10 protein-coding genes are annotated in these 13162 nt (G+C 59.2%); 7 read left to right on the top strand and 3 right to left on the bottom strand.

All coding sequences use genetic code 11. The features are described 5' to 3' along the window. Nucleotides 1-344: 344 nt before the first annotated feature. The 3 genes from OQ273_RS10975 to OQ273_RS10965 are packed head-to-tail and all read right to left on the bottom strand — an operon-like array spanning nucleotide 345 to nucleotide 4649. Nucleotides 345-2003, bottom strand: coding sequence for an FG-GAP repeat domain-containing protein (locus OQ273_RS10975; RefSeq protein ID WP_267990545.1), 1659 nt, complete (start codon nucleotides 2001-2003; stop codon nucleotides 345-347). Beyond that, nucleotides 2000-3421 carry a di-heme oxidoredictase family protein gene (locus OQ273_RS10970; protein WP_267990544.1) on the bottom strand — a complete coding sequence of 474 codons (1422 nt, stop codon included), beginning with the start codon at nucleotides 3419-3421 and terminating at the stop codon, nucleotides 2000-2002. The genes OQ273_RS10975 and OQ273_RS10970 overlap by 4 nt, the downstream gene beginning before the upstream one ends. Further along, on the bottom strand, nucleotides 3411-4649 hold the full coding sequence (locus tag OQ273_RS10965; RefSeq protein ID WP_267990543.1) for an ROK family transcriptional regulator: 1239 nt from the start codon (nucleotides 4647-4649) through the stop codon (nucleotides 3411-3413). Before OQ273_RS10965 ends, OQ273_RS10970 begins: the two co-directional genes overlap by 11 nt. Before the next feature lie 271 nt (nucleotides 4650-4920). Between OQ273_RS10965 and xylF the strand changes: the two genes are divergently transcribed. The 7 genes from xylF (at nucleotide 4921) to dgcA (ending at nucleotide 13161) form a co-directional block, all read left to right on the top strand. Beyond that, nucleotides 4921-5904, top strand: a complete 984-nt coding sequence (xylF, locus tag OQ273_RS10960; protein ID WP_425493413.1) for a D-xylose ABC transporter substrate-binding protein — start codon at nucleotides 4921-4923, stop codon at nucleotides 5902-5904. A gap of 80 nt (nucleotides 5905-5984) precedes the next feature. Next, the gene (locus OQ273_RS10955) at nucleotides 5985-7307 is read left to right on the top strand and encodes a sugar ABC transporter permease (RefSeq protein ID WP_267990541.1); all 1323 of its coding nucleotides are present in this window, start codon (nucleotides 5985-5987) and stop codon (nucleotides 7305-7307) included. 17 nt (nucleotides 7308-7324) lie between these two features. After that, nucleotides 7325-8113 carry an ATP-binding cassette domain-containing protein gene (locus tag OQ273_RS10950; protein WP_267990540.1) on the top strand — a complete coding sequence of 263 codons (789 nt, stop codon included), beginning with the start codon at nucleotides 7325-7327 and terminating at the stop codon, nucleotides 8111-8113. A gap of 97 nt (nucleotides 8114-8210) precedes the next feature. Then, nucleotides 8211-9659 (top strand): xylulokinase, encoded by a 1449-nt coding sequence (gene xylB / locus OQ273_RS10945; protein ID WP_267990539.1) that lies wholly within the window; start codon nucleotides 8211-8213, stop codon nucleotides 9657-9659. Beyond that, the gene (gene xylA, locus OQ273_RS10940; RefSeq protein WP_267990538.1) at nucleotides 9656-10966 is read left to right on the top strand and encodes a xylose isomerase; all 1311 of its coding nucleotides are present in this window, start codon (nucleotides 9656-9658) and stop codon (nucleotides 10964-10966) included. Before xylB ends, xylA begins: the two co-directional genes overlap by 4 nt. Nucleotides 10967-11175: 209 nt before the next feature. Beyond that, the gene (gene dgcN / locus OQ273_RS10935; RefSeq protein ID WP_267990537.1) at nucleotides 11176-12171 is read left to right on the top strand and encodes an N-acetyltransferase DgcN; all 996 of its coding nucleotides are present in this window, start codon (nucleotides 11176-11178) and stop codon (nucleotides 12169-12171) included. A gap of 6 nt (nucleotides 12172-12177) precedes the next feature. Beyond that, nucleotides 12178-13161: an N-acetyl-D-Glu racemase DgcA gene (gene dgcA / locus OQ273_RS10930; protein WP_267990536.1), complete on the top strand. Its 984-nt coding sequence runs from the start codon at nucleotides 12178-12180 to the stop codon at nucleotides 13159-13161. Nucleotide 13162 lies beyond the last annotated feature (1 nt).

Raw genomic sequence — 13162 nt, 5'->3', positions numbered from 1 at the left:
GTTGAAATGTTGCATCGGTGGTCTGCTTTGGCAAGCAGCGGACCGTATCCATCGAATGTTATGGTTACGAAGTATTGGGGCTGTATGGTCTTCTTATACTTTCGTTTTGTATTGTATCTCGATTGCAATCAAATATTGCAAATATCATATATGTGAAATATTTTCGGATTTGTCTCGATTCGTTTTCGAATCGAAGCTGCTGAAACGAAAAAACACAGGGAGTGACATCATTGTCCTTCCTGGCACCGCAACGGTGCAAGGCAATGCGTTCGGCGATCCGGCAGCGAGTCCCGCTGCCAGATAGCTCGATAGGGGGTAGCTCATCGCGCCGAGCTACCCCTTTTTTAGTGCTGTGCCGGATACCAGTATCGGGCCTCTGTGGCACCTTTCTCGATCATGACAAAATTGTTGGCGAAAACCCGGTACGGAGCACTCCATTCTCCGTCCGGCCACTGCACCCGGATTTGCGCGCGTTCGGCAACACCGGTGCCCACATGGATGAAGCCCGAATGGCCCGAGGCATGGCCACCGCCCGATTGTATGCGGCGCGAGCGCGTCTCGTTTCCGGATTTTACCAGGATTGTCGCACCCACCGCGTTGCGATTGTCGCCGTCCTGGCTCAGTTCAATCTGCAGCCAGTTGCCCATTGGCCGCGTTCCCCATTCAGTCCGCCCGCCGCGATTGTGGAACAGGCTGACCGGCGCTTCGCGGTTGACAACCAACAGGTCGAGATAGCCATCCAGATCGAAATCCACGATTGCCGCGCCGCGCCCGCGCCGGTCCAGATCAATGCCGGCAAGATGGCCCGTTTCGACGAAAGACCCGTCATGGGCACCAAGAAGCAGATTGTCCGGGTCAAAGGATGCAAAGTCCGGCATGGCCTCCACATTGCCCTTTGCGATGTATAGATCGAGCTCCCCGTCATTGTTGAAGTCGGCAAATTCGGTATGCCAGCCGGTCGACGGCTTGTTCTCAGACCCGGTATAGGGCACGTGTGCCGTTGCGCCTCGCTCATAGGCGATATCGCGATAAACGGGCCTGCCTTCTTCCGCCTCTTCGTCCAGCGTTTGCAGCTTGGTGTCGCCCATGGATGTCAGAGCGTATTCGGGATATCCGTCAGCGTTGATATCGGCCTCCGCTATGCCCATGCCCCAGATGCTCACACGCCGCCAGCCGTCCGAACGCCGGTAGAGCCGGGCCGGTTTGCCCGGATCAACCCGCCACAATTGCTCTTCGCCGCCGCGGTAATAGTGGCGGTCGTTGGTGATCCGCAAAGCGGGGGTGCCGGAACGGTTCCAGTCGGTAAAGATCATGGACAGCGCGCAAAATCCCGGCGTCAGCACATACGGTTCGCCATAACTCGGTTGCTCGCCGTCCGATGGCCGAAGCAGCACATTGTCGTGGCAGGTGCCCCAGGGCGAGCCCGGCGCCGAGCGATCGACGTAATTGCCGAATGCGAGGGTAGGAAAAGCGTTGTCTGCCTCGAACGTCGCGGCGAAGGCCGTCGTCCAGGCGCGTCCGCCATCGATGGCCCATTCTTTGTTGGCGGGCTCGAATGTACAGTCGGGACCGCCCTTGAGAACGATATTGCGACCGACCCGCAACAGGACAACATCCTTGTAACCATCATTGTCGATATCGATCGGATAAAGGCCGGTGACCTTCTCAAGATCGGACTGGCTGACTGCGATATCGCGTTTTGAAAACCGCAAGCCCTCCGCTGCCTGGCTTTCATTCACATAAAGCTGAACCGGCCCGGTTCCGCCGGCGAGCATCAGATCGGGATAACGGTCGCCGTTGCAGTCGAACGCGGCAACGCCGCCGCCGACAAAATACTCCCATGGCCCCTGGTAACTGTGATCGATCCCGGCGGCGGCCGCCTGCTCGGCAAAAACCGGAACGTCCATCTGGGGTAGGCCAGCCTCCGTTTCTTCATCCGAAGCATTGAGCGGCAAAGTTGCGGCAAGGACGGCAAGGCCTGCGGTCAGCAATTCTTTCTTCATGGCTTGATCACCAGAGTTTTCAGGAATGCGATAAGAGCCGTTTTGTCTTCCTCCGGCAGCGCGATATAGGCATTGCGGCTGTCTCTCCCGCTACCCCCGTGAACGCGGATAATCTCATCGAGCGTGGTCTGATCGCCACGGTGGCCGTAGGGGCCGGTCGATGCGATGCCCCAAAGCTCAGCCGTCTTGAAGACGTCGCGATCGACAAATCGCTGACCAAGCAGTTCATTGCCCAATGCGGAAACCTGCTGGTCGGCAATCTTGTGTCGCTTGAGATCGCTGAAAAGCGGCACAAGGACCGCGCCGTTCTCGTCGCGAGGCAGGCTCTTTGCCCAATCAAAAAGGGCAAGATCATATATTGCGCCATGCGGCGTTTCGCCCTGCCTCAGCGTTCCCGCCGCGTCGAGCGGACCGGGGTCCGAGAACTTCAGACTTTCAAGCGGCAGGGTCGGGCGGTGGCACGTATTGCAGCCAAGCGCGCCAAAGATGGTCTCACCCTGGCTTGCCAGTTCCCGCCATTCTGCGTTGTCAGGTACGATCTGTACGGGCGGCTCACGCGCAGCCTGCCAGGCAACAAGGGCCGACACATCCACCGGGCTCATTTCATCGGCCACCTCGTCGCCGTCAAAATCATCCGTACCCGTCCAGCGGCTTCCGAAGCGTTCGACCGCCTGAATGCCGTGATGATGATTAAGCGCATTGACAGTAAACTGCCGCAGCGATCCGATGACTCCCTTCTGGCTGAAGGGTCGAATGACGAGATCTGTGTCGACACCGTCAATTCCGGCAAGATCGACCGTGCCGTCCGGATAGGCGGTGATCACTCCAAAATCGACGCCTTTGGCAACAAGATTTGCGGTGACCGGCTCTATGTTCTGGCGGGCCTTTTTCAAGGCATCTTTTCGCTGACCCTGCAGCGTTGCCGTCATCTCCCGGGCGAGAAGCTCGACCAAACCCGCACCCATCAAATGGTTTGTGTTGCGTTCATTTGAGAATTGCGGGTCGGTGGTGTCGAAATCGGCGTTGTTGAAACCCTCGGAAACGAAGACATTGGTCACAAAATCGCCGGCGCCGCCGACGACGGGATCAATGTGGCACGACGAGCAGGCGTTCGCATCGCCGCCGGGCAGGCGCTGAAAGATTTGAGGAGAGGGGCGTTTTCGGCGGGTCGGGATGATGGCCTGTGTCGCCATCGGCCGGCCGGCGCCGTCGAGCGTCGTGAACTTTGCCGTAAAGAGCGTTTCTCCCCGATCGACAAGTTCTTCGAGGAGTTGCAGGGAAAGGGTGCCGCTGAAACGCGACGGATCAGGGGGTGTCCCGATGGTGCGTTCCGACCAGGGCGGCATGTCTTCAGCGTTTGCGGGCAACGTTGCCAACAAAAGAGTAAGGCCTGCCAACAGAACTCGACTAGACAGCATTCTTCTCAACCTCCCGCGTTTGCGTTGCGTGCGCAAACATCTCATCCACCTCCAAAAGTGCTGTAACGGTGCATCCTTCCAGAATCAAAGGCTTTTCGTCCGGAAAGCAATGAATGTCGATCTCGTCAGCTATGACGTCCAGTTTCGTGGCGCTGATCGCTTCACGAAGCGGTTCTTCGATGAACTCGAATGCCTGGGTGCCACGGCCGACGAACGCGACGGGAAATGAATCGACAAGGGCATACATGTCCGCAAGCCCGGTTCCCAGGGCTCGTCCGGCGTCTGCATAGGCCGCAATGGCATCCTGGTCCCCACCGAGTGCGGCGCGGTACACCTCGTCCATCTCATCATAGCTGATGTCGTTTCTGGGGGCTTCGGTCTCCGCGGTTGCCTGCGCCCGTCGATGGATCGCGTAGTCGCCGGCATAGGCTTCGATGCAGCCCCGGCGTCCACAGCGGCACAGCGCGCCATCGGGAATATGCGACAGATGCCCGAATTCGGTCCCGGAAGAGCGGATGCCGCTGACAAGGTCACCGTTCAGCATCAGGCCCATACCGATACCGTGCGAAAGCAGGACGGCGGCATAATTGTTGTTGAAGCGGTCCGGCGCACGCCAGTGCAGCGCCCGGGCGATCATGCTGCAATCGTTGGAGAGTTGCACCGGTGCGGAAAAAACCGGTTCGAGATAAGCCTTGAAGGCGAGGTCGCGATGTGGAGTGATGGGCGACCACAACATCGAGGTGCCGTCGACATCCGTGACGCCCTGTACACCCAGACGCATGCGTTTCAGCGCGCCTGAGCCTTCCGGAACCTTCAGCAGCGCCTCGCGCACCATTTCGATCAACGCCTTGCGGAAGCCGTCCGGGGAGGCGCGGCGGGCCCGGAAAGCCCGGTCAACGTCGGCAACACGCTCGCCGCAATAGTCCGATATGCAAACCGATATATTGTCGAGCTGCACCATGACGGCGGCGACAAGTGCGGCTCGGGGATTGAGCGCCAGGCGGATTTGCGGCCGGCCGCGACCGAGACTGGTTGGATCATCCCTGCCTGTCGCAATGATGACGGTTTCGTCGATCAGCTCTGACGTGATTGCCGATACGGTCGATGCGCTCAGGCCTGTCCTTGCGCTGATACCCTTCCTCGAAACCGGGCCATTACGACGCAGGACATGCAGAATGCGGCTGCGGTTACGCTTGCGTACATCGTCCGACCGACCCAGTTCAACCAATGTCCCGACAACCTCCCAATCGACAACACAGTATAGTGCAGTGCAAATAAATTGCTGCATTACAACAACTTATCTCGATGCAAATTTCAAGTTGACACAGCTTTTCTATTAAGTCACTATTTTTTTCGAGCCTCGAATTAAATGGCTCGAATGCAAGCGTGGGCCGGTCGCACGGGTAAGGGCGCCCCGGTTCATTCATTGGGAGGTAGTACAAATGAAGATCCTTAAGGCCGCACTCATCGGTGCGGTGTTCGCTGCATCGTCCACCGGAATGGCGCTTGCTGAAGGCAAGACCATCGGCGTGTCATGGTCCAACTTTCAGGAAGAACGCTGGAAGACCGACGAGGCAGCTATGAAGGCTGCGATCGAGGCGGCCGGCAATACATACATCTCGGCGGATGCCCAGTCGTCAGCGTCCAAACAGCTCACCGATGTTGAATCGCTGATTTCCCAGGGCGCCGATGCGCTGATTATTCTTGCGCAGGATTCCGGAGCAATCGGGCCAGCGATTGAAAAGGCTTCCGCGGAAGGCATTCCGGTCGTCGGTTATGACCGGCTCATCGAGAACCCGGAAGCGTTCTACATCACCTTCGACAACAAGGAAGTTGGTCGCATGCAGGCAAGGGCTGTCTTCGCCGCCATGCCGGAAGGCAACTACGCCTTCATCAAGGGTTCCTCGTCCGATCCGAACGCGGATTTCCTGTTTTCCGGTCAGATGGAAGTGCTGAAGGAGGCCATGGACGCCGGTAAGGTCAAGAATGTCGGTGAAGCCTACACCGATGGCTGGAAGCCGGAAAATGCCCAGAAGAACATGGAGCAGATCCTGACCGCCAACGATAACAATATCGATGCGGTTGTCGCTTCCAACGATGGCACCGCGGGCGGCGTTGTGGCGGCCCTGTCGGCTCAGGGCATGGATGGCAGTGTTCCGGTTTCCGGACAGGATGGCGATCATGCGGCGTTGAACCGTGTCGCACTTGGCACGCAGACCGTTTCGGTCTGGAAGGATGCCCGTGAACTCGGCAAGAACGCCGCTGTGATCGCATCGCTTCTGGCCGATGGCACGTCCATGTCGGATGTTCCGGGTTCTGTTAAGTGGTCCGGTGGTCCGGCAGGCGTCGAAATGAACGCCATCTTCCTTGCACCTGTTCCGATCACAAAGGACAATCTGAACCTCGTGATCGACGCCGGGTGGGTCGGCAAGGACGTGGTTTGCCAGGGTGTAGGTGCAGGCACGGTCGCAGCCTGTAACTAAAATGACGCCATTGGCGAGCACATGGGCGCCGCGATCCCTGCGGGTTGCGGCGCCTTTTGCAAGATAAAGGGGGAGCGGCCGTGACCGGCAATACGGACTCTCAGTCTGCCCAGACAACCGACGGCGCACGCGCCGCGGAATTGTCCGCGGTTGGACGTTTCATCAAGGCCACCGAACTGGACACCCGTATGCTCGGCATGATCGGCGCTCTGCTGCTGATCTGGATCCTGTTCGATATTTTCTCCGGCGGACTGTTCCTGACGCCGCGCAATCTGTGGAACCTTTCGGTACAGACCGCGTCCATCGCCGTCATGGCGACCGGCATGGTTCTGGTGATCGTCACACGCAACATCGATCTTTCCGTCGGCTCGATCCTGGGTTTTGTCGGCATGATCATGGCGGTGACCCAGGCGGAAATCCTTCCTCAGATCATTGGTTTCGACAGCCCCTTCATATGGATCATCGCTCTTGCGGTCGGCATTGTGGTGGGCGCGGCCATCGGTGCGCTGCATGGTTATGTCATAGCCTATTGGGGCGTTCCGGCGTTCATTGTGACACTCGGCGGCCTGCTGGTTTGGCGCGGCGCTGCCTGGTGGGTTACATCGGGCCGCACCGTCGCGCCGATGAATGAAACTTTTCGCCTTTTGGGTGGCGGGCCAAAAGGCTCCGTCGGTGTCGATGCGAGCTGGATACTGGGTGTGATCGCCTGCATTGCGATTGTCGCGATGATCGCTTTTGCACGCCGGCAGCGTAAACGGTTCCAGTTCCCGCTGCGTCCGGTCTGGGCCGAAGCTTTCCTGGCAGGTATCGGATGCGTGCTCGTTCTGGGCGCGGTCTACATCGTGAACATATACTATTATCCCATCGGCATCGTGCGCAGAATGATCCGGGACGGCCAAATCGAAGGACCGGAGACCGAGGTCTTCATCGGGCACGGCATCGCAGTCCCCGTCCTTGTCGCCATCGGCGTCGGCATTGTGATGACCTTCCTTGCCACACGCACGCGGTTCGGACGTTATGTGTTCGCCCTGGGCGGGAACCCCGAGGCGGCGGATCTGGCCGGTATCAACACGCGCTGGGTGACGATGAAGATCTTCATCATCATGGGTGTGTTGTGCGCCATCGCTGCGGCGATTTCGACGGCACGCCTCAACGCCGCCACCAATGCGCAGGGAACGCTTGATGAACTGCTGACGATTGCCGCAGCCGTTATCGGCGGCACATCCCTTGCCGGTGGCGTGGGCACCATCGCCGGCGCCATGATCGGTGCGCTTGTCATGCAGTCGCTACAGTCCGGCATGGTGATCATGGGCGTGGACACACCATTGCAGAACATCGTTGTCGGCATCGTTCTGGTCATCGCGGTGTGGCTCGATTCGCTTTACCGCAGATCGCAGCACTAGGGGCGGGGAGAACGATCATGAACACCAACAATCAAATCCAGCCCCTGGTTGATATGCGCAACATCTCAATCTCGTTCGGCGGCATCCATGCCGTGGACGATGCATCGGTGGACCTGTTCGCCGGGGAAGTCGTGGCACTGCTTGGGCACAATGGCGCCGGTAAATCGACACTGATCAAGATCCTTTCGGGAGCCTATCAGCGCGATGCCGGCGAGATCCACATCGATGGCAGCGCGGCGACGATTGACAATCCGCGCGACGCAAAGGGCTACGGGATCGAGACGATCTACCAGACCCTGGCGCTGGCCGATAATGTCGATACGGCTGCGAACCTCTATCTGGGGCGGGAGCTGCTGACGTCATGGGGTACGCTTGACGATGTCGCGATGGAAGCCAAGGCGCGCGAGGTGATGGGCCGCCTCAACCCGCGCTTCCAGCGCTTCAAGGATCCCGTCAAGGCGCTTTCGGGCGGGCAGCGGCAATCGGTTGCGATTGCGCGCGCAATTCTGTTCAACGCCCGCATTCTTATCATGGACGAGCCGACGGCGGCTCTTGGTCCGGAGGAAACCGCGCAGGTTTCGGAACTGATCCTTCAGTTGAAGTCCGAGGGGATCGGCATCTTTCTCATCAGTCACGATATCCACGACGTGTTCGATCTGGCGGACCGCGTTGCCGTTATGAAGAACGGCCAGGTCGTCGGGCACGCCAAGACGGGTGATGTGGACAAGGACGAGGTGCTCGGAATGATCATTCTCGGCAAATGCCCGCCCGGCGCCACGCCGGGGCCTGGCGCCCTGTCTTCATGAGACAATATGCGGGATGGCGTTTGGTAGACCCGGGTGCTGTTAGACGGCATGTATGGCGGTAGACGGCTCGCAGTGCCTGAGCGCCGATGGAGGAAATATGTATCTCGGCATTGATCTTGGCACATCCGGCGTCAAGACGCTGATTATCGATGATAAACAGCAGATTGTGGCCTCGGCGACGGCGGATCTGAAGGTTTCGCGTCCGTCGGCAGGCTGGTCTGAGCAGGACCCGGCGGACTGGATTGAGGCAACCCGAAGTGCTGTCGGAAAGCTCAAGGTTACGTCCCCGGTATCCCTGGCGGAGGTCAGCGCCATCGGATTATCCGGTCAGATGCACGGCGCAACCCTGATTGATGCGGATGATGGGGTGCTGCGGCCCTGTATGCTGTGGAACGATACACGCGCGCACGCCGAGGCGGCGCAGCTTGACGCCGATCCGAAGTTCAGGGCGATTTCGGGGAACATCGTCTTTCCCGGCTTTACCGCGCCAAAGCTGCTTTGGGTGAAGAACAACGAACCCGACATCTTCAGTAAAATCGCCAAGGTCCTGTTGCCGAAGGATTATCTGCGCCTGTGGCTGACAGGGGAACATATATCTGAAATGTCGGATGCCTCCGGCACAAGCTGGCTTGACGTGGGCAATCGGCGTTGGTCCGCCGAGTTGCTGGCTGCCTCGTCCATGGACGCCGATCAGATGCCGCGCCTTGTCGAGGGCAGCCAGGCCGGCGGCGCGTTGCGCCTGGAGATCGCGATGGAATGGGGCATGCGGCCGGGCACAGTTGTTGCCGGCGGTGCAGGCGACAATGCCGCGACCGCCATGGGCATGGGCACAATCGCCGACGGTTCGGCTTTCGTTTCGCTTGGAACATCCGGCGTGATCTTCGCCGCAAACGATGTTTACCGTCCCGAGCCCGAAAGTGCGGTTCATGCCTTCTGCCATGCGTTGCCGGACCGCTGGCACCAGATGGGCGTAATCCTGTCGGCAACTGACAGTCTCAACTGGTTTGCCGCGCTTGTGGGCAAATCGGCCGCATCCCTGACACAAGAGCTTGGTGAGACATTGCGTGAACCCCAAGGGCTTTTCCTTCCATACCTGTCCGGTGAACGCACGCCGCACAATGATGCAGCGATCAGGGGTATTCTGACCGGTGTTTCACTCGATACGGATACCGCCGCCATCACGGCGTCTATCCTTCAAGGCGTCGCCTTTGCCTTCCGCGACAGCCTTGAAGCGCTGCAGGCGACGGGAACGGGAATCGAGCGCCTTGTAGCCAGCGGCGGCGGATCGCGATCCGACTACTGGCTGCGTACGATCGCCACGGCGCTGAACGTTCCCATTGACGTACCGGCCGCTGGCGATGTGGGTGCCGCGTTCGGCGCGGCGCGGCTAGCCATGCTGGCGGCCGGCAGGGCATCGCTCGCGTCCTGCACGCCGCCGCCTGTCGATCGGTCCATCGAACCGGTGACGCTGATGCGTCAAGCCTATGAGGATGCATATCAACAGTACCGGGAAACATACCCGGCCATACGGAGTACAATACGATGACGACCGGCTTTTTTGGAGATATCGGCAAGATCACCTATGAGGGGCCGGAAAGCAGCAACCCGCTTGCATTTCGTCACTACAATCCCGATGAGATTGTCATGGGAAAGCGCCTTGAAGATCACCTGCGCTTTGCCGTTTGCTATTGGCATAATTTCTGCTGGCCCGGCCTCGATCCCTTCGGTGGACAAACCTTCGATCGCCCATGGTTTGACGACACGATGGAGGCTGCCAGGCTGAAGGCTGACGTTGCCTTTGAAATGTTCTCCCTGCTTGGCGTTCCCTATTACTGCTTCCACGATGCCGATGTGCGCCCCGAGGGTGCGAATTTCGCGGAGAACACGCGGAACCTCGAAGCGATCGTGGACTATTTTGAAGGCAAGCAGGCCGACACCGGGCTGAAACTTCTGTGGGGCACGGCCAACCTTTTTTCCAATCGCCGATACATGGCCGGTGCGGCGACCAATCCGGACCCGGACGTCTTTGCCTTTGGTGCCGCCACCGTCAAGACATGTCTTGACGCGACACACCGGCTGGGCGGTGAGAACTATGTGCTGTGGGGTGGGCGCGAGGGCTACGAAACCCTGCTCAACACGGATATGGGCCGGGAACTCGACCAGCTCGGGCGGTTCCTGAACCTTGTTGTCGACTACAAACACAAGATCGGTTTTGCCGGGACAATCCTGATCGAGCCGAAACCGCAGGAGCCGACGAAGCACCAGTATGACTACGATGTGGCGACGGTTTACGGCTTCCTGAAGCGCTATGGCCTCGAAAACGAGGTTCGTGTCAACATCGAGCAGGGGCACGCGATCCTTGCGGGGCATTCATTCGAGCATGAACTGGCAACGGCAAATGCACTGGGCATATTCGGCTCGATCGACATGAATCGCAACGACTACCAGTCCGGCTGGGACACCGACCAGTTCCCGAACAATGTCCCGGAAATGGCCTTGGCCTATTACCACATCCTGCAGGGCGGAGGCTTTTCAACCGGTGGAACCAATTTCGATGCAAAGCTTCGCCGGCAGTCGCTTGATCCGGAAGATTTGCTGATTGCGCATATTGGCGGCATGGACTGTTGCGCAAGAGGTCTCAAGGCAGCCGCTGCCATGATAGAGGATGGCGACCTGTCGGGTTTTGTCGATCAGCGCTATGCGGGATGGAGCGCTGAGGAGAACTGGGGCATGTTGTCCGGTTCACGCTCATTGGAGGACATTGCCGCTCGGGTCGAGGCCGAAAACATCAATCCGCAGCCGCGATCCGGCAAGCAGGAATATCTCGAAAACGTCGTCAACCGTTATGTCTGATCCCGTTCACGAGAGTCGGTGTGCAAAGCCTCATGATCCGCACAGGCGCTGATCCGGGTCATGAGGCTATCAATCTTGCTCATGGACCGGCGGCAAATTCTGCGGATTTCTTCGCTGGCTGATAAATTATTCCCTACTGGCGCTGGCAATTGGCGTATGGACGGGACATAAAACCGCCTTGAACAAAAGCAGGAATGGCGGAGTCTGAGTTGATCCAAACCCCTTATCTACTTTTCCTCGGCGATGCGCCGGACGCCCTTGCAGCCAAGGTGGCGCAGGGCATCAAGGACTGGCGGCCTGAACTTGCCGTTGGCCAATTGCGCCTTGAGGGCTGCAACGCCGATATGGGTCTTGCCGACCTGACAATCGATGAAGCGGTGAAAGCCGGCGCCAAAACAATGGTGATCGGCGTCGCCAATCGCGGCGGCGTCATTTCCGGCAGTTGGAAGAATGTGCTCAAGTCCGCCCTCGATGCCGGTCTGGATCTGGCTTCCGGGCTTCACAACCATCTCAATGATGAGCCGGAACTGACCGCGTTGGCGCAAAGGGAAGGGCGCATGCTGCACGATGTGCGCGTGCCCAGCGTCTCATATCCCATCGCCAACGGAAAAAAGCGGAGCGGAAAACGCTGCCTTGCCGTAGGCAGCGACTGCTCGGTCGGCAAGATGTACACCGCCCTTTGCATGGAGCGCGAAATGCGCGCGCGGGGCATGAAGGCAACGTTTCGGGCAACGGGCCAGACGGGCATACTCGTCACCGGGTCCGGCGTGCCTTTGGACGCGGTTGTCGCCGATTTCATGGCCGGAGCGATCGAGCATCTGACGCCCGATAACGAGCCGGATCACTGGGATCTGATTGAGGGCCAGGGCAGCCTTTTCCACCCATCCTACTCCGGGGTCACGCTGGCATTGATCCATGGTGGACAGCCGGATGCGCTTATCCTGTGTGATGAGCCCAACCGGCCGCATATGCGCGGATTACCGGAATACAAGGCGCAAAGCCTTGAACTGCTCCGCGACACGGCTCTCACCATGGCGCATATCGTCAATCCCGAGTGCCGGGTCACCGGCATTGCGCTGAACACATCGGCAATGGGCGAGGCGGAAGCGGCGGACTATGCAGCCCGCATTGAGGATCAGATGGGACTTCCGACGGTCGATCCTTATCGGCATGGCGCTGCGCGCCTCGTCGATGCGCTGGAATAGGCGCTGATGCAGACGAAACTGGATGTCGAAGAAACGGTATTTCCTCTTGCAGAGGTCTTCACGATTTCGCGCGGATCGCGAACACAGGCACGAACCGTTACCGTCACACTGACGCAGGGTGCTCACATCGGACAGGGCGAATGTGTGCCCTATGCCCGCTATGGCGAGACGGTCGACAGCGTGATTGCTCAGATCACATCGCTTTCAGGCGCTCTGTCCGAGGGGCTTGATCGTCAAGGGTTGCAGCAGGCGTTGCCGGCAGGTGCAGCACGTAATGCGCTGGATTGCGCGTTCTGGGATCTGGAGGCAAAGATCGCAGGACGGCGGGCCTTTGAACTGGCGGCGCTGGCAGAGCCCGTGCCTGTTCAAACGGCGTTTACGCTGTCGCTGGATGATCCTCAGGTGATGCGAGAAAAGGCGCAGCGCAATGCCCACCGCCCGCTCTTGAAAATCAAGCTTGGCGGCGAGGGTGATCTGGAACGCCTCGAAGCCGTACGGGTCGGCGCGCCACGGACAGCGATCATTGTTGATGCCAATGAGGGCTGGAGCGCCCAGACCTATGCCGATCTTGCGCCCGAACTGCTGCGACTTGGAGTGACGATGGTCGAACAACCACTGCCAGCAGGCGAAGACGATGCGTTGGCGGATATGGACCGGCCGCTGCCGGTCTGTGCTGATGAAAGCTGCCATGATCGCGCGTCGCTTGTTTCGCTGCGCGGAAAATATGACATGGTCAATATCAAACTCGACAAGACCGGCGGGCTAACGGAAGCGCTGGAGCTGAAAGAGGAGGCTACGGCAGGCGGTCTTGCCATTATGGTCGGCTGCATGGTTGCCTCGTCGCTGGCCATGGCGCCCGCGGTTCTGGTCGCTCAGGGCGCCGACATCGTCGATCTGGACGGCCCCCTGCTGCTTGCCGCTGACCAGGCCGATCCTCTTTTATATGACGCCAGCGGCGTTCATCCTCCTTCACAAGCACTTTGGGGCTGAT

The sequence above is a fragment of the Hoeflea prorocentri genome (genome assembly GCF_027944115.1).
GTDB classification, from domain to species: domain Bacteria; phylum Pseudomonadota; class Alphaproteobacteria; order Rhizobiales; family Rhizobiaceae; genus Hoeflea_A; species Hoeflea_A prorocentri.
The sequence above is the reverse complement of the archived record's forward strand: the minus strand, read 5'-3'. Positions and strand labels throughout refer to the sequence as shown.

Excerpts from the sequence above, each read along its gene's own strand:
- OQ273_RS10975 (WP_267990545.1), bottom strand. The coding sequence starts at position 2,003 with ATGAAGAAAGAATTGCTGACCGCAGGCCTTGCCGTCCTTGCCGCAACT.
- OQ273_RS10970 (WP_267990544.1), bottom strand. The coding sequence starts at position 3,421 with ATGCTGTCTAGTCGAGTTCTGTTGGCAGGCCTTACTCTTTTGTTGGCA.
- xylF (WP_425493413.1), top strand. The coding sequence starts at position 4,921 with ATGGCGCTTGCTGAAGGCAAGACCATCGGCGTGTCATGGTCCAACTTT.
- OQ273_RS10950 (WP_267990540.1), top strand. The coding sequence starts at position 7,325 with ATGAACACCAACAATCAAATCCAGCCCCTGGTTGATATGCGCAACATC.
- xylB (WP_267990539.1), top strand. The coding sequence starts at position 8,211 with ATGTATCTCGGCATTGATCTTGGCACATCCGGCGTCAAGACGCTGATT.
- xylA (WP_267990538.1), top strand. The coding sequence starts at position 9,656 with ATGACGACCGGCTTTTTTGGAGATATCGGCAAGATCACCTATGAGGGG.
- dgcA (WP_267990536.1), top strand. The coding sequence starts at position 12,178 with ATGCAGACGAAACTGGATGTCGAAGAAACGGTATTTCCTCTTGCAGAG.